This window comes from Ralstonia sp. VS2407 (genome assembly GCF_052950655.1).
In genome coordinates, this window is sequence record NZ_JBRFVG010000003.1 from 22,138 (window position 1) to 40,211 (window position 18,074).

At 60.6% G+C, this 18,074-nt stretch carries 6 protein-coding genes and 1 tRNA gene; 5 read left to right on the forward strand and 2 right to left on the reverse strand.

Annotated features, from left to right (window positions below; all coding sequences use genetic code 11):
- Window positions 1-3 precede the first annotated feature (3 nt).
- The 5 genes from ACU8YE_RS05815 to ACU8YE_RS05835 all read left to right on the forward strand — a co-directional run bounded on the left by ACU8YE_RS05815 (window position 4) and on the right by ACU8YE_RS05835 (window position 16,063).
- Window positions 4-885, forward strand: coding sequence for a peptidylprolyl isomerase (locus ACU8YE_RS05815; RefSeq protein ID WP_446928307.1), 882 nt, complete (start codon window positions 4-6; stop codon window positions 883-885).
- Between the two features lie 91 nt (window positions 886-976).
- On the forward strand, window positions 977-12,781 hold the full coding sequence (locus ACU8YE_RS05820; RefSeq protein WP_446928308.1) for a two-partner secretion domain-containing protein: 11,805 nt from the start codon (window positions 977-979) through the stop codon (window positions 12,779-12,781).
- Window positions 12,782-13,126: 345 nt separating this feature from the next.
- Window positions 13,127-13,417, forward strand: a complete 291-nt coding sequence (locus tag ACU8YE_RS05825) for a hypothetical protein (protein ID WP_446928309.1) — start codon at window positions 13,127-13,129, stop codon at window positions 13,415-13,417.
- Window positions 13,418-13,601: 184 nt separating this feature from the next.
- Window positions 13,602-14,465 (forward strand): hypothetical protein, encoded by an 864-nt coding sequence (locus ACU8YE_RS05830; RefSeq protein ID WP_446928310.1) that lies wholly within the window; start codon window positions 13,602-13,604, stop codon window positions 14,463-14,465.
- Between the two features lie 59 nt (window positions 14,466-14,524).
- On the forward strand, window positions 14,525-16,063 hold the full coding sequence (locus ACU8YE_RS05835; RefSeq protein ID WP_446928311.1) for a tetratricopeptide repeat protein: 1,539 nt from the start codon (window positions 14,525-14,527) through the stop codon (window positions 16,061-16,063).
- A 138-nt stretch (window positions 16,064-16,201) separates the two neighbouring features.
- Here ACU8YE_RS05835 and ACU8YE_RS05840 read toward each other — a convergent pair whose 3' ends face one another.
- Together ACU8YE_RS05840 and ACU8YE_RS05845 are read right to left on the reverse strand one after the other, a co-directional pair.
- A complete protein-coding gene (locus ACU8YE_RS05840; protein WP_446928312.1) occupies window positions 16,202-16,339 on the reverse strand; it encodes a hypothetical protein in 138 nt (45 codons plus the stop codon).
- A 1,142-nt stretch (window positions 16,340-17,481) separates the two neighbouring features.
- Window positions 17,482-17,558: transfer RNA gene (locus ACU8YE_RS05845), tRNA-Arg, on the reverse strand.
- Window positions 17,559-18,074: the final 516 nt, after the last annotated feature.

Here is an 18,074-nt window from a genome sequence, read left to right on the forward strand (position 1 = left end):
TCCATGAAAAACCATCGCACTGTTCGCGTACTCGGGAATGCACTGCTGCTTGGCATGCTGGTGCTTGGCGCACAAGCGTCGTGGGCCGCAACGAAGGCCACTGCGCAAGCTGCCCCCGCAGACGCGGGCCCTCTGCCTGCCGGCGTGGTAGCACGAGTGAACGGCACTGCGATTACGCAGCAACAGGTGGATCAGGCAATCGCTGCAGCCAACGTGCCGGCCAGCCCGCAGGCACGCGAGGCCGTCAAGAGCCAACTGATTGCACGCGAACTCTTTCGTCAGGTCGCAGAAAAGGGCCACTACGATGCGCGGCCCAACGTGCGCGCAGCCATGGAGCAGGCCAAGACGCTGGCGATGACGCAGGACTACTTGCGTGACGCGGTGAAGCCCGCGCCGGTATCCGAAGCAGACGTACGCGCCAAGTACGACGCCATCGTGGGCTCGCTTGGCGAGTTTGAGTACAAGCCCAGCGCCATCGTTGTGAAAGACGCCGATACCGCGCAGAAGGTGCTCGACCAGATCAAGAAGGGGACGGACTTCGCGCAGTTGGCCAAACAGTACAGCCAAGGCCCCACCGCAGCGCAAGGCGGCGCGTTGAACTGGGTCTCCTTCAAGCTTCCGTTGCAAGAGGGGAAGACGCAGAACTGGCCCCTGCCGTTGGCAACTGCGCTGACGCAATTGCCTGACGGGGCAGCCTCGGCATCGCCGGTACAGGTCGACGGCGCGTTCTGGATTCTGCGTGTCGAGGCGAAGCGCCCGACGCAGATTCCGCAGTACGACCAGATCAAGGATGTCCTGCGCAAGCAACTTGAGCAGGTCGAAGTGCAAAAGGCGACCACCAAGATCGTGGTCGATCTGATGAAGAACGCCCGCATTCAGCAATAACGAAAGCGGCCCTTAGGCCGCACGACACTCGCGCACGCTCTTTTCTAGGGGGAGAGCTGCGGCTATCGCTCGAACAAGAAGCGCAACGACCATGAACACGCGCCAGCGACTCCATTTTCACCAACTCGAACAAGCCAATCTGGCACGGGATACCGCTTGCTCCGATGCGATGTTCTCGCATGCGGATGCGCAACGGCATCTTGCACAGCGCAAGTCACTGTGGAGGCGGGCTGTGGCGGGTTTGGTGGCGGTGTTCATGTGGCTGAGCCCGTTGACGGTCACCATTGAGCAGAGCCGCAGCGCTGCTGGGGTGTTGAATGCCGGCACGCACGCAACCAGCCCCGAGGCTTGGTCCGATTGGGCTGCAATGACGGCGCTGCGTATTCGCCTAGCTTGGCATGCAGCGCAGGCAGCCCCCATCGTCGACCCCAACGCACCGATTGTCTTCCGTCCCGGCGTGACGCAGACGACCGGCGTGGGCGGTGGCGTGCCGGTGGTCAACATCACGGCGCCCAACGCTGCGGGCATCTCGCTGAACCAGTTTCAGAGTTTCAATATTGATCCGGTCGGGTTGATCCTCAATAACAGCCTCATGGGCGGCACGTCTTTGACGGGCGGCCAACTGAGCGCTAACCCGAACCTGAGTAACCGTGTCGCCAGCACGATCATCAACGAGGTGACGGCAACCGGGGCGAACTACGCCAGCCTGCTTGCTGGACCGCTGGAAGTCTTCGGCGCGCCAGCCACCGTCATCATTGCCAACCCGAACGGCATCACCACGCGTGGCGTGGGATTCGTCAACACATTGGGTGTGACGCTCAGTACGGGCAAACCGCAATTCCTGTCAGGGCCGAACGGCACCACCACGGACTTCACCAACGCGCAGGCGATTGGCTACAACGTGACGGGTGGCCACATCCAGATCGAGGGAAATGCAGGTGTCAACGGACCGGGGCCCGGTATCGAAGGCACGGTCGGTACCATCGATCTGATTGGTCAGACGGTCGGCATAAATGCGCCGCTGTATGCGGGTTCGCGCATCAATATCATTGCAGGTCGCCAGTTCGTGGCGCCGACTTCTACCACTGATAGCGGGACGGTCTACGGCACGACATCGAACGGATCATCGAATACCGCAACTGCCATCAATGCAGCAAACGGCGGCGCGAACAACGGCTATGCGATCGACGCAACCGCATTCGGCGCGGTCACGGCAGGACAAATCCAGGTGGTGGGAACCGCTGCCGGGATGGGCGTTCGGATGGATGCCCAACTGGCTGCGAATGCCGGCGATCTGAACATCGCATCGAACGGTGATGTCTCCCTGGCAGGCACAGCAGCACAACAGCAGGCGAATGTGCAGGCCGCCGGAAATGTGTCGCTCACTGGCACCCATGTTGGTGTGGGTGGCTACACCATCTCTGCTGGTGGTGATGCGACGTCTACTGGTCAGGTGCAGTCGGGCAAGCAACTGAGTGCGACTGCTGGTGGCAATATCAACGTCGCCAATACGCAATCGACGGGAGATACCACGCTTGCCGCGGGCGCGAGCCTGCAAGCCGGTGCTGTGCAGAGCGGTGGCGCGCTCGCCATGAGCGCGGCCGGCAACGACGGTAGCGGTGATATCACCGTCACCGGTGCCACCGGCGCAAGCACAGCGGCGACGCTGACTGCGGCGCGTGACATCAACTTGACAGGGCAACTCAGCGCGGCGTCCGTCACCGCGCAGGCTGAGCGTGACGTTAATACGCAGACGGGCGCGAACGTACAGTCCTCGGCGGATACTGCATTGTCTGCAGGGCGCAATCTTGCGAGCCAAGGCACGCTTAACAGCGGTGGCAATCTCACGCTGACAGCGGGACAAGGTCTGTCTATTGTCGGGCAGGCTACGGCGATCGCTAGCGCTGCGTTGAACGCCGGTGGCGATACGCAAATCTCGGGTTCGCTCGCCAGTGGCGCCGCAATGACGATTGCGACAGGTGGCAATCTTTCTGTTCCAGGCTCCGTGCTGGGTAGTACCAATGTCAGCCTGAACGCCGGCCAGGCGATCGATATCGGCGGCGTCCTGATTGCACAGCAGAATGGAAACATTCATGCAGGCACAAACCTCACAGGTGCAGGGTCGCTTGCATTCGGCCAAGGCGCCACGCTCCAGACCGGAAACGATGTAGCGCTTACAGGCAAGCTGCTGTCGAACGCACTCACTGTAAAGGCTGGCAACGGCGCGAGTTTCCAAGACGTTCAAGCAGGCGGCGCCTTCAACGTTGCTGCAATGGGCGTCGCTGGCGGTGGCGATGTCGTCTTCAACGGCAACGTGGCGTCGGTAGGCGCGGTGAGTGTCACCGCGCAGCGTGATGTTGTTGTGGCGGGCAACGTTGCCGGCGGCGATCAGGTCACCTTGGCTGCCGCGCGCAACGTCAATGTCAGCGCGAGCGGTGGTGTGCAGACGGTCGGAGCGCTGAATCTGAATGCGACCACTGGCAACGTCGCTTCGGCCGGCCAGTTGACCGTTGGTAGCACGCTTGCTGCCAACGCTGGAACCGACGTAACGCTGGGTGGCAGTACGAGTGCCATCGGTGATGTCAGCGTGGGGGCAGGGCGTGATATCGCGCTGTCCGGTTCGGCATCGACCCAAGGCAACGCGCAGCTCACTGCTGCCAATAACGTCACCCTGGCTGGCAACACCGCGGTGGCAGGCAACGTGGCCGTCAACTCGGGGCGCGACACCAATGCCAGCGGCAGCCTGCAGGCCAATGCCGTGAATCTGGTGGCCGCTGGGTCGGCGACGCTGAACAACGTACAAGCCAATGGCGACCTGACCGTACAGGCGAAAGGGACCGCCGGCGGCGGCGATATCTCTGTAATTGGCACGGTGCAGGGTGCTGGAGTCGGCAATCTCGTCGCAGCTAGGGACGCTCAGGTCACCGGGAACCTGCAGCTCGCATCGAAGCTGAGCGTGAATGCTAGCGGCAATGTCACGGTTGGCGGCATGCTGCAGTCCAATGCCGATGTGCAGTTGCAGGCAAATGCGGGTTCGATCACCAATACGGGGGGAGTCCAGGCAGGCGGAAATCTGACGGCTGGTGCCGCCCAGGCCATCATTCTAGGCCCGCAGTCGAGTACCTCTGCTTTGGGTGATACGGCGCTCACGGCCGGGACCAACCTCACGCTGGGTGGCACCCTAGTGGGCCAAGGTAATGGCTCGTTGTCGGCGGGAGGCGCAATCAGTGGCAGTGGCAATACTGCCTTCGGCTTGGCAACGACGTTGCAATCGGCTGGCGATACCAATCTGACCGGGTCCCTGCGTGGCGGAACCGTGCAGATGACTGCCGGCGGCACAGCGACCCTGCAGGACGTTCAAGCAGGTTCGACTGTGAACTTGTCGGCCGGACACGATTTGAACCTGACTGGCGCTACCGCAGCGGGTGCCAATATCACGGCGTCTGCCGGCGGCAATCTGAACGTTAGCGGCAGTGTCCAATCGGCGGGCAATACCACACTGACGTCCATCAATGGATCGATGACGTCGACCGGCACCATCGCTAGCCAGGGCGCGCTCGGCATTCAAGCCGGCACGGACATCAATCTCGGCGGCGCCACTACGGCCAGTGGTGATGCGACGCTGTCGAGCGGGCGCGATCTGGTCGTATCGGGTACGTTGAATGGGCAAGGTAGCGGCACGCTGTTGGCTGGTCGCGATCTGACCGGTGCGGGTGTGATCTCGTTCGGCCGACAGGCCACGTTGGTGTCGGGGCGCGACGTTAACCAAGGGGGGCTGGTCCAGGCGCAGGCCGTCAACGTCACTGCGGGCAATAGCCTCAGTGTGAACAACATCGAGTCCGCCTCGACACTCGACCTGCAAGCACAGGGCAACAGTGGCGGCGGCGCAATCCAGGTCAACGGTTCAGCGGCGGCTGCAGGCGCTGTTCAACTGACTGCAGCGCAGGATGTTTCGATCGGCGGCAAGCTGGCGTCGGGTTCCACCGTCACCGTCAATGCGCAAGGCAATATCGGTGTGGCGGGTGCGATCGAAGCGGTCGGTAATACGTCATTGACGGCGCAGCGAGGCAGCCTCAATGCGAGCGGGGGCATTAGCAGCGGCGGCAGCCTTTCTATCGGTACGGGCCTGGATTTGTCTCTGGGTGCCAGCACCAGTGCCGTCAGCACCTTACTTCTGAGCGCGGGACGCGACGCGATCTTGAACGGCGTACTGGTCGGCAACGCGGATGGAACTGTAGCGGCTGGCCGCAATATCACTGGGGCGGGCACGCAAGCAGTGGTTCAGGCGCTGACGCTTCTGTCAGGTCAGGACGTAACGCTGACGGGCTCCATGCAGGCCAACAGCGTTTACGTCAATGCGGGCAACAATGCAGCGCTGAATAACGTGCTGTCTTCCACCACGCTAGGTGTGATCGCCAACGGCAACGCTGGTGCCGGCGACGTTGTGCTGAACGGAACCGTTGGCGCACCGGGTTCGATTGGGCTACAGGCCGCTCGTGATGTGGCGGTCAATGGCGCGTTGACGGGTGGCGCAGATGTGCAGTTGCTGGGCGCCCGAAACGTGACTGTTGCGGGGGCGGTGCAGTCGGCAGCGGATCTTCTTTTGTATGCACAGGGCGGCACGGCTTCCGTCACCGGTAGTCTCGCGACCAACCAGACGCTTTCTGTCGTTGCCGGCCTCGATGTCAACCTGGGTGGGCAAGCGTCTGCCGCCAGTTCCTTCCTGGCATTAGCCGGGCGCGACATCGCCCTTAGTGGTGCGGTAGCGGGACAGCTAGACGGCACGTTGTCTGCCAACCGCAATGTCACCGGCGCAGGCGGTGCCGCATTCGCTCAGTCGGCTACGGTAACGGCTGGCCAAGACACCAGCCTGACCGGTACGTTGCAGGGCGCAAGCGTGACGGTCACCGCCGCCAATACGGCTGGCTTGGGCAAGGTCCAGGCTGTGAACGGTCCCTTGAATGTCACCGCCAACGGCACTGGGGGTGGTGGTGATGTGACAGTTGCGGGTGCCATGACCTCGGCAGGCGATCTGACCCTGCAAGCGGCTCGCGATGTCAGCGTGACGGGGGCAGTCAATAGCGGTGGGATCGGTTCCGTTCAGGCTGGTCGCAACGCGGGTTTTGCGGATGCGCTCAACACTGTGGGCGCCTTGTCGGTTGCCGCGAATGCCGGTCAGGTGAACCTCACGACCGTGGCGACGCAGGGCAACTTGACGGCGTCGGCCGGTACGTCCCTCTCGGCGACGGGCGTTGTGGTGTCGGCAGGCTCTGCCAATCTGTCTACGGGTACGGATCTGACACTGTCTAGCGGGGTTGCCGCTCAGCATTCGGGTGCATTGGCCGCCGGCGGCAATTTGAGTGCAGCGGCTGTGGCATTTGGTGATCAGGCCAGCTTGTCTGCCGGCGGCAATATCAGCGTGACTAATGGCGTTGCCACGAATGGCACGCTGACGGCTACCGCTGGCAATAGCCTGACGCTGGGCTCCGCCCAGGCCGGCACAGCGCTGACGCTGACCGCAAAGGGGCAGGGTGGTGGCGGTGATATTGCTGTTGCGGGTAGCACCGTGGCGGGCGGCTTGCTGTCGATGACGGCGTCACGCGACGTCTCGCTCAATGGTGCCGTTCTTGGCTATGGCGCGGCCAATGCAACTGCCGGTCGGAATCTCTCGATCAGCGGTGCGTTTGGCGCCAATGCGGACGCTACGCTTGCTGCGACGAGCGGTAGCCTGAGCGTTGCCGGTCCTCTGACGATCGGGGGCAGCCTGACGGCTACGTCAGGAGCAGGGCTCTCTTTGTCGGGCGGTCTCGTCAACGGCGATACCGCTTTGACTGCGCAGGGCGGCGTGACACTCACGGGTAACCTGCTGGGCCTCGGGGCAGCCACGATCCAGGCTGGCAGCGCTATCGCTGGCGGTGGTGCGCTGAGCTTTGCCAAAGACACCAGCCTGCAAGCTGGCAACGGCATCGCCCTGGGCAGCATCGAAACGGCTGGCAAGTTCAGCGCCAATGCTGGCGGCGATATCGCCTTGGGCGCAACGACTGCGGTCGGCGACGTCAAAGTTCAGTCGACCGGTGGCAGCACCACATTCGGCGGTCAGATCGCGACGGGCGGCAACCTCAACGTGCTGGCCGCGCAGAACGTGTCCGCCACGAGTGGTGTGTCGGCCGTCGGCGCCGTCAGCATGACCGGCACGCAGGGCAACGTAACCGTTGGGGGTGTTTCTGCCAATGGCGACGCCACCTTGCAGGCAGGTCAGACGCTCGCGTTGTCCGGGACCAGCACCATAGCGGGCCAAGTCGGCCTGAGCGGGAACAATGTCACGCTGACTGGCACATTGGCAGGCTCCAAGAATGTCAACATTGCAGCGCAATCCACGCTGGATAGTAGTCAGGCACAGGTTGTCTCGACTGGAAATACAACCCTGAGCGGCACCAACGTTAAAACGGGCAACCTGCTGGTCGGTGGTGCACTCGACGCGCACGCAAGCAACCAACTGTCGCTCACGGGCCAGCAGGTGCTGGCGGTGGGGAATGCCACGCTGGCTGCAGGTGGAACGCTTGCCAACACGAGCAGTGTGCTGGCGGGTGGCAATCTCAACGTATCCGGCAATGTGGTGACCAACGCCTCCGGCGCATCGCTTGCGTCGACGGGCACCACCACGGTCTCGGCGGGCAGTTTCAGCAATGCGGGCATCGTCAATGGTGGTACGAGCAATGTTGTTGCCAGCGGCGCGCTGACCAATAGTGGGTCGCTCCTTGGCCTGAACGCACTGAACATTACGGCTGGTACACTGAACAACCAGGGTGGGTTGATCTTTGCAGGCGATCCGAGCGCCGCCGGTGGGCCGACCACCGGAGATTTGTCGCTCACACTGACCGGGGGAAATGGTGCATTCAGCAACGCCAGCGGCAACATACTGGCACAGCGGAACATGGGCATCTCGGCCGTCAACATGGCCTTTGATCCCACGCAGGGCACGATCAGCCAGGGCGGTCAGCTGAACATCAATGCCGGTTCCATCTATGTGTCGGGCACATGGAAACTGGGCGGCCAGAGTGTGACGGCCAACGGCATCAATGGCTTCACCAATGCCGGCACCATCACCGGAACATCCGCTGTCGCGCTGGGTACTAGCGGCCTGTTTACTAACGTGGGGCAGGTCAGCGCTTCAGATCTGACGATCAATGGCGCATTTTCCAACGCCGCAGGTGCCCTGCTCCATGCGGGCAATTCCCTGACGCTTAATGGCTCTGGCACGAACCGCGGCATCGTGGAATCGATGGGTTCTCTTACGGTCAACGGCGGCTCGTTCGATAACCAACTTGCCACGACACAAGCGGCAGGAAATGCCGCCTTCAATCTGAGCGGCACGCTGCAGAACACCGGCGGCACGATTACGGCGGGGAATAATGTCTCTATCACCGCGGCCAGTGTGGTGAACGACCAGACTGCACCGTCGGGGCAGCAGACCTATACAACGCAAATCAGCGATCCTTCTCTACTGTTGTCAGCAGGGATCGGGAGCGTGAACTATTGGTCCCGTGTTCACGTTTGCTGCACGATTGAGGCTTCTGACGACGTTCTGAAAACGCAGGCAGCAACTCTCGGCGATCTCTTGTCTCCGCTAGGCGGTGGGGCCGCGAGCGCTAGCGCCGTGTCGCTGCAGTACACATGGGTGTCGAATTCCAGCGTCAGCAACGCACCTTACTGGGTTGTTACTGCATCGCCCAATGGTGGCTCGCCAGTGCAAACCATCGCATTGCCCACGGTCTATCAAAGCGTGACAACGCAGACGCCGGGGACATCGGGAGTGATATCTGCCGGCAATGGGCTGACGATCACTGCAAACTCGTTGTCCAATCGTGGCGGTCAGATTTCAGCGCTGAATGGGGTTGCGCTCAATGTGCAGTCGCTCAGCAACGGCGCCGTTGCTCCCCTACTGTCGAATCAAGTGAACACCTGGGTAGACCAGGCAAGTTTTTCCTCTTTCCTGGCGCAGCTGGCATCGCTATCGGCCCCAGTCGAGTCACCGGTTGTCGGATCCTGTTTCAATAGCGTTAGCTGCGACTTCGCTCCGTCGTATTACACGTTCAATACGGGGGCGGCGGCTCCTACAGCGTCCGGTACGGCCACCACCAGCATGCCACTCGGCATGATCGCCGCTGGCGGCAATCTCACCGTTAGCGGGGGCAACCTCGTCAACGAGGGCATTCTCTACGCCGGCAACAACGTGGTGATCAACGCCGCGAGCCTGACCAACCAGGGTGGTAACCAGCAGAACTATTCCTCGCAGGTCGGCTGCGCCTCGGGTGTGCCGGATACCGCTTGCGGTACCGCTGGAAATCCGCGTGGCACCAATCCGAACACCAATACGTTCAGCTATAGCCAGCAGAACGCCTCGATCTATGCGGGACACGATCTCGTCATTGCCGCAGGACAGGTCAACAATACTTACGGCAACCTGATTGCGGGGCATAACGTTGTGGTCGGAGGCGTCGGTTCAACTGCCAGCTCCACCACGCCGGCACAAAGCCTGACCAACACCTCTGGCAACATCGTCGCGGGCAACAACGTTGAGTTGAACGTTTCGGGTGCCATCACCAACACATTGCCACCGCCGGTGACGGTGCATCAGAACTACGGTACGCAGCAGCAGTACGCCGGCTGCATGACCGCCAACGGCTACAAGGAAAGTTATTGCGAAGGCTACGTCGACCAGCAGTCGGGTAGTTCGTCCGTCATCTCCGCGGGTAACACGCTGACGATCAATGCTGGTTCACTGACAAACGTGGGCAGCCTGATCACCGCGGGCGCAAGCGCCGTGATCAATGTCGCAGGACCGGTTGTCAACAGTGCGCAGACGCTGAATGCCTATTGGCACTCGCATTGGGTGCAAGAGACGGGCATGTTCAGCAGCGACAAACGCCACGACATCTGGGCGTGCGGCTCTGCAGATCAGTGCGCGCAGCTGTATGGCAGCGCCTATACCGGTACCGGAGGCGTAATCAACCCGCCGACGCCGGTGGGCAATATTGCTGCCACCATCCAGGCGCCGAACCTGAGCATCAGTTCGAACGGCCAGATCCAAAACGTGGGCAACGTGCTCGGTACCAGCGTATCCCTGGCTGGCCAGCAACTGATCAACGGCATCACTACGTCGAACACCTACACGCCGCATGTGAATGCGCCGTCGCAGGTCATTTCGCTGTCGCCTTCAACGATGCCGGGCTTGAATCTGGGCGTCCCTCGCACCGTCGGCAGCGGCCAGTTGCCTACGCCGGTGCCAGGGAAAGCGTCTTACGTGGATGGCGAGCTGAGCCCGGCGCTGTCAGCCGGGATTGGCCCGCAGACGCTGCTGAGCAATCTGCCGGCCAACCTACAACCAAGCTCGACGCTGTTCTACTACAACCCGGACGAAGAGAACCTGCTCTTGCAGCAGGCGGCTCTGGCGCAAACCGGCAAGGCCAGCTTTGTCGACGGCCTGACTACTGACAGCCAACAAAACCTGTCAGTCACGCAGATCGAGAAAGAGGTGCTGTATCAGAATGCGCTCAACTACGCGCAGGCTAACGGCCTCCAACTGGGCACAGCGTTGACGCAAACGCAGGTCAGCCAGCTTGACCGGCCGATGCTGTGGTACGTGGAACAAACCGTTCCGGACCCGAGCTGCGCGGCCACGGGCACCGCGACGTGCCCGACCATCACGGCGCTGATGCCTCAGGTGTACCTGCCGGCCAACACCAGCGCCATGTCCGCCGGCGGCAACATCAGTGGGCAGAACGTCACGCTGAACTTCAACCAGGACGGCAACGGCAGCATCCTTAATACGGGAAGCATCAGTGCCAGCGGCACCCTGGCGGTCAACACCAACTCGCTGACCAACCAAGCGAACCAGGTCGACGTGGGCCAGATCTGGAGCAGCGTCAGCGGCGGTTACATCAATACCACAGGCACACAGGTCCAGCCGGGCGGCTTCATGAGCGCGGCCAACATGGACCTGAACGTCCAGACGCTGCAGCAGATTGGTGGAGCGCTGCAGCAGCTCAACGCAGATGGCACGGTTGATCAGGCGGGTACGCAACAATTGTTGGCGAACCTGCAGCACAGCCTGGGCGGCAATTTCACGCAGACGACGGTTGCGGACAATCTGCACCAAGATTTTGTGAAGGAAGGCGGCTCGTTTGGCGTCGAGCAACTCGTCGCTATGGTGGCAGCGGTGGCGCTGTCTTGCATTCTGGGCCCCGAGGTCATGGCGGCGTTTGATGCGCTGATTGACCCGATTGCGTTTGCAGCGATCGCACCGGGTCTGATCGACGTGGCCAGCGCGGCGTCATTCGCATTGGCGGCAGGCACCACAGCCTTCGTTTCCAGCAGCGCGAGCCAGCTTATTGCCACTGGCCATCTTGATATCGGGTCTAGTTTCCAGGGGGCGGCCGTTGCTGCTTTGACGGCCGGGTTGACGCAAGGTCTGGTTGGCAACAGTGGAATCGACACCCTCGGACCGGTGACGGAAGCAAACCCCACAACGACCCTAGCGAATCTGGGCAATACCGCTATTAACGTTGGTGAGCGTGGTTTGATCAGTGCTGGGGTGAGCACCGCGATCAACGGCGGGAGCTTTGGGCAGGCGCTGGTTGGTAGCGTAACGAACGATCTGGCTGCGATAAGTGCAAATGGGATTGGCGCTAGCGACACGTTTGGATCGGGTCCGCTCAATGTGCTGGCACACGCGGCGTTGGGGTGTGCTGCGCAGAGTCTGAACGGTGGGGATTGTGCAGGCGGGGCGATTGGTGGGGCGACGAGTGCAATCGTAGCGCCGCTAGTGCGAGATGGCCTGTATGACGGCACGCAGACCGTGACTACCGTGGATAACGGCGATGGCACTCAAACGGTAGCCACGAGCTATGACAATCGGACGTATAACGCCATAACGACTGCAATCTCGATGCTGGCTGGTGGGACGGTAGCGGGCATGTTCGGGAGCAGTTCGACCAGTGCCGCTTCCGCAGCGCAGAATGAGGCGCTCAATAACGCGACGAGCACAAAGGTTCGGCAGGTCAGCAATCAGATCCAAGCATGCAATGACCAGTCCTTTGGCTGCTATCGCAACGCGCTGGCAGCGGCACAGGCTGCATACCAGCAAGCGCAGCAGGACGTATCTGCCAGTTGCGGTTCGGGGGGCGACGCGGGAACGTGCCAAACGGCTAGGAGCGACGTTGCCCAGCTTGGGAGAACTGTGAGCGGCTTGAAGCAGTTCTTGCAGAACACTCCGGACTGTCAGTCTGTTGGATGCGTGGCAGCTACGACGGCAGGTACCGATGTGGTCGGGCTAGTTGCCGGCACGCTTATCGGCAAAGCAATTGGAGCAGTGCGTGGAGTGTTTGTGAGCGCGCCGCAGGTGGCGAGCGGGGGGCCTTCTGCATCTGCTTTGGTTCCTACCGGCGGTGATTTTGATCTGCCGAACGTCTACGCAAATCAGGTGCAGACACCTGTGGGAGTCATCTCAGGCAACGCTGTTGTGGGGACGTATGGTCCTTTGAGCCAAGGCCCACTCGCATCAGGCATCGCCAACACGTTTAGAAGTGGCACATACACGCAAGTGATTGCGCTACAGCCGACTACTTTGTATCGCGTCTACGGTGGAACCGCGAATGAGATGGGGGGCTACTGGACACAGACCCCGCCTGCAGGTCCAGTTCAATCTATTATTGATAGTGCGCTGCTACCGGAGTGGGGGAATCCAGCAACAAATGTCGTGAAGATTGAGATTCCGGTTGGAACGACATACTTTACTGGCGCCGCCGCTCCTCAGGGAGGGTTGGTTGGTGGTGGAAATCAAGTGGTATTCCCCCGTGGATTCAAAATTAATCCATCATGGATAAAAGCACCTTGAGTTTTTGCAATTGGGAACCGATTGACGGATTTGAATCACCTGGTGAATACAGGCGATTTTGCTCGTGGCTATCGGGACAAGTTGATGCAGGGATAGCGGAGATCGTGCCGGTTACCGAGCCAAGTGGTGACCTGATATTTGGCGTGGATGAGATCTGGTATCGGTGTAAAGCATCAGGTGAAACATGGCGCCTAGTAGTTCCTCAAGCACCGTTTAGGGGGTTGTGGGAGCCTCTCCGCATGAGTTCTTCGAGTTGACGGGCGCGGCGTACTACTACGGGGAATTCCAGTGTGAGCTGGACGAGGCTCACGCGGATTGGCGTGCGAATGATCGCGCGCCTTCACGGTGCTTGATATCGACAGGGTATTGATGATGGTACGGGAGATTGCAGCGTTCCTGACGCATTTAGTGTTGGGCGTGGTTTTTAACTTTGCGGCCGGTGCGGCCGCGTGGGTGATCTGGCCTAAGGTGGTCGGGGATTTTCCGAGCCCCTTATCGGGAAAGGGGCTCACAATTTGCTTACTCGCACTGTTTGCGATCTACCAAATTTGGGAGTTTGCTGGTTTCGTCTCCGATCGGCTGTACCGCATCCCGCGAAAAGAGCGGGACCCTAACGATTGGCCTCGGGCCTATTGATGGTAACTTGCCGAATCGAGTTGCGGTGCTCCGTGCGGGAAGGCAGGGCAGGCGGTCCATCACGGATCGCACGCCTTTTGGCAAGTACCGCACGTAGAAGTAGGCCAAACAGGCCAATCAAGCGAACCCGGCACGCAGGCGCATTCATTCCCAAGCGCGCTGAAGTCTCCCTGTTTGACGCAACGTGGCGATCATTCTTAGAACGCCCGTTTACCAACAAGCTGCCATGCGGCGACATACCACCGTCCGAATTGCCATCTACGCGTTGACCTTGCAGGCCGCGTTCTCACTTGTTTCCGTTACAAGTTTCCTAGTCGGGTATTGGGGGGAATGGGGGCAAGTGTTTGCTGCCTACCCGACCAAGCAACGCTGGTTGTGGCTTGTCGCGATACTTTGGTCTGTGGCCGCGCTGGTGGCCGGTGCCGCGTTGCTGCGTAGGCTTGCATGGGGGCGCACCCTCTATGTTTCGGCTGCGACGGTGGCCGGGCTTACATACTTCGCTCTCCAGCCTTGGCCTTTGGCGCTCAGCGCTGTGCCCATGTTTACGTTGACCGGCGCAATCCTGTTCAGCCGCCTCGGGGCACGTTATCTAAACGACGTGTCAGCCGCGCCGGTGGTGCGAAACAAGCGAACCATACTTGCCAGCGCTGTATTGGTAGTGTCCTCCCTTGTGTTTGCCGTTAGCTATCACGCCGTACTTTTCCGGATTGGATGGGCGACGGGGCTGCACCGTGCAGTTGTATGGTTCCTTGCATCCCTGGTCGGTCTCGTAGTCGGCGCATTTGTTTTGCCCAAGGGCGCGCGAGCTTGGGGTTTCGGTCTGGGCTTGATGGTGTCGGTGGTGATCGTGAGCGCCACCGTACTCGGTTATCTGCCATATGCACCACCGATCGTGCGTTTTCTTGGGGCCGGCTATCGCGAATACCTGCTCGACATAAAACAGATCAACTCCTTTCAGGCTGTCCTCAGCATTCTGGCGCTCGTAATGTTGCGCTGGAATGGTGTCGAACATGCCAGAAGATCACACACATGGCCCGATCAACATTGAAGGCCGCGTGTATGCACACGTTTGGGAATCCGTTTGTCTGCCGACAACCGACTGTGTCTATGCCGAAGTCTCGTTTCTTCTCAATGCTGATGTGTGTCCTTACGGCTGCGCTATTCGGACAGGTGCCGTGCGCCAATGCGGATATAGAACGCGCGGAGCAAGCGTTCCGGGACCAGCGTTTCGGAGACGCAGCCGCCGAACTCAAGCCGCTTGCACAGCATGGAGACGCGCGTGCTCAAGCGACCCTGGGCACGCTCATGATGTATGGCTATGGCGTGCCGCGAGACGATAAGGCTGCACTGCAGACGTTCACCAGGCTCGCGAAAACGAACCCCGCGCTGGGGGACAACGGACTTGCGGCGTTCTACGTGCTGCGACAACCGGGGCCGGAGGGCTATGCAAAGGCGCTTGCGTTGTACCGCAAGCATGCCCTGGAAGGTGATGCGATGTCGCAGTACGGGCTTGGCACCATGTACCTGTATGGGTACGGCGTGCCAGTCGACTATGTTCAGGCCGCACATTGGTACCAACTGTCTGCTGATCAGCACAACGTCTGTGCGTTGAGCGGGCTTGCCTATCTATACGACAATGGGCTCGGTGTTCTGCGCGATGGCGCCAAGGCGGTGAGCTTGTATCAACAGGCATTCGATGGCGGTTTTGCGTATGCCGGCTATAACCTGGGATGGTTGTACGAGAGTGGCCGCAACGTTCCAGCAGACCCGCGACGCGCGCTTGCCCTTTATGAGAACGCGGCCGCGCATGGCGTTGTCTACGCACAGACCCGGATCGGCGTCATGTATCGGGACGGACGGGGCGTCAGAGCGGATGCCGCGAAAGCGCAAGCGCTGCTGAGCAAGGCGGCCGAGCTTGGAGACCCGAACGCTTACGTCGAACTCGGCAACTGGGCGTTCGAAGGCGTTGATGGAAAGCCGGACTACGCTATAGCCATGCGGTGGTACGTCAAGGCACAGCAAGCCGGCGCGTCTGCCGGTGAGGTGGGCATCGCGATGCTGTACGAGAATGGCCGCGGGGTTCCCAAGAACGACGCAAAAGCCTTCGAGTGGTACAAGAAGGCCGCCGAGCACGGCAATGCGGAGGGACAGAGATACCTTGGGGCTTTCTATATGCGTGGGCGTGGAACTACTCAGGACAACACCATCGGCATGCGCTGGCTATTGCGGGCAGCGGAGCAGGGCGATCTGATCGCAAGGCGGATTGTGGGGCGGGTGTATCTGAATGGCACATACGTGCGTGCGAACTATGCGGAAGCGATCAAATGGTTGCGGTTGGCTTCTATAGCCGGAGACGCGCCGGCGCAGTACAGCCTCGGCTGGGCCTACTACAACGGTAGGGGCGTCAAGGCAGACTGCGTGCACGGTTACGCCTGGCAGGCAATCTCTGCAGCCCAGGGGTACGAGTTCGCGAAGCAGCACTACGCAGATACTGAGGGCAGCTATTCGTTCGATGAGATTCAACGGGCCAAGCGTATCGCTTCCAGATGGACGGCTGGGCAGGATCTGGCATTTGAAGCTGAGCCGCCGGGTTTTGTTGGGCTGGGCATCGTCAACCTAAATGCTCCATTTGCACCGGGCAACTGAAGAAAAGCTAGGTACTCGATTGACTTGGTAATGCTAAAGCGCCAGGCATCCCCAACATATCGGGATGGTCTCCGCGAGATCGATTCGCACAGAAAAAGTGACAACCGGAGAAGACCGTTGCAGCCAACATTCCAGTGCCTAACGCTGCCACTTGATGAAGTAACTGAACTCCACCACGTGCATCGTGCTCGCCAGGGCACGTTCACTACCTTCAACTTCCGAAGCGGCAATCTGGTGCGACGAGGTCAGGAGTTGCGAGGGCAGCTTGGCATTCATGCAGGCATGCGTATTACAGCAGTGCTGCGTGTTCCCGGTCGGTGGGAGACGCTCGTTGCGTGGCGCTTTGACGACGACGGACGAGAGGTATGGAAGCTAGGTAGCTCACCGGCGGCGAGCTTTACATGGTTCATTCTCGCGACGTTGGCCAGCGCCATTACCGGAGCGTGGATAGTACTAGGCGCATTGCAAGACATCCGGCCGGCATTTGGGCTCGGATTTGGTGGCTTCAGTCTTGTGCTGGTTGTCTGGAAGCCTTTCTTTGACTGGCGGAACAGTAAGAAGATCGCCGCCGCGCTCAGAGCGCATAAGAAGGCTGCCTAGTGGCACGGACGAGCCTTTGGCACAGAGGGAAATCAGGAGAGGCGCAAAGGGCAAGGTTCAGTGTGTGGCATCACGTACCGTTCTGGTCCGCTGCCGAAGCGCTGTGGCACCTGCGGAGAGGGCTTCTTGGTCCAACGGCCCAGCAAATTCGGTAAACCGTTCCTCGGCTGTACTCGCTACACGCCCGCTGGTGGTTGTCGCCACCAAGAGCCGATATAGCGAGCCTTGCTCGATGGCCGCTCCCCGAGTGGAAGGGCTTCGATCCTATACGCCTTCCCATCGAGCGTACCGGTCCACCACCTACTGTACTTGGCGGATCACGATGTCCTCGCACGCTGATGCTAACGGTAGCGACGCCCTGAGCAGCCTTGCAACGGTAGGTCTAGTCGATTGCAATCCAGAGGCTCATGTGTGCGGCCAACGGCAATGCGCGGGCACTGGCTTCGTTTTTTCCGGGAGGCGTTGGCAAGGCTCACGACGTCTTGGGCGCTAACCACGATATGGCGTATGCGGGGGTCAATACACGCTGGGCGTTTCCGGCGGCGCTGGTCGGAAAGGGCACGACTGACTCCAGAAATATGCTTCAGGTTTGCCGCGCAAGTACCGGAGTATGCGAATCCACGAAGGCCTTTGATTTTTTCGGACGTTATGCGCGTCGTCGAGGTGGCAGGGGGTTCCATCGGAGCGGATGCAGTGCCATACGTTTTGCATGGATCGGCATGGACTTATGTCCGCTTAATTTGCCTACACCGTGCCTACACGGCGATGGGGTGTGAAAAAGGGTTGCAAGCGAAACTGTTGCAACCCTTTGTTTTTATTGGCCTGCCCAGAGGGATTCGAACCCCCGACCGTCGGCTTAGAAGGCCGATGCTCTATCCAACTGAGCTATGGGCAGATATGCAGATGCAGGCTGCCCAGGCAACCCAAAAACGCGCGGCCTCCGGGTACCTGGGAGGCCGCGATTCTAACAGATGGGATGTTGCGCAGCGCTAGTGCTGGGGCGGGATTTCCGGCGGTAGCTCCCCGGGTGGCAGTTCGATTGGGGGTGTTTGGGGTTCTGGGTCGTGCACCGGGTCGTGGGCCGGTTCGTCGGGCGGCGGCATTTCCGGCGGCGGGTGCGGGGGCTGTTCGGGGGGCTGCGGCGGCGTGATGTGGGCACGCTTGGTCAGATCAGGCGAAGCGGGCATGGGCTGCCTCCATACGTGGGTCGAGTTTCGGGTTTGCCCTAATCGAGCCCGCAAGCGTCGTTCCCGCGCATCATCCAAAAGGTGATACCTAAAATACGTACCCCCCAATTGGGGGGATTTTTGATACATTTCGTGGCGTCGGGTAGTGCCACACAACAATAACGTTTCATTCGAAATTCCGCGCAATGACGCGGGACACCGTGCCTACGCACGCCAAACGGGCG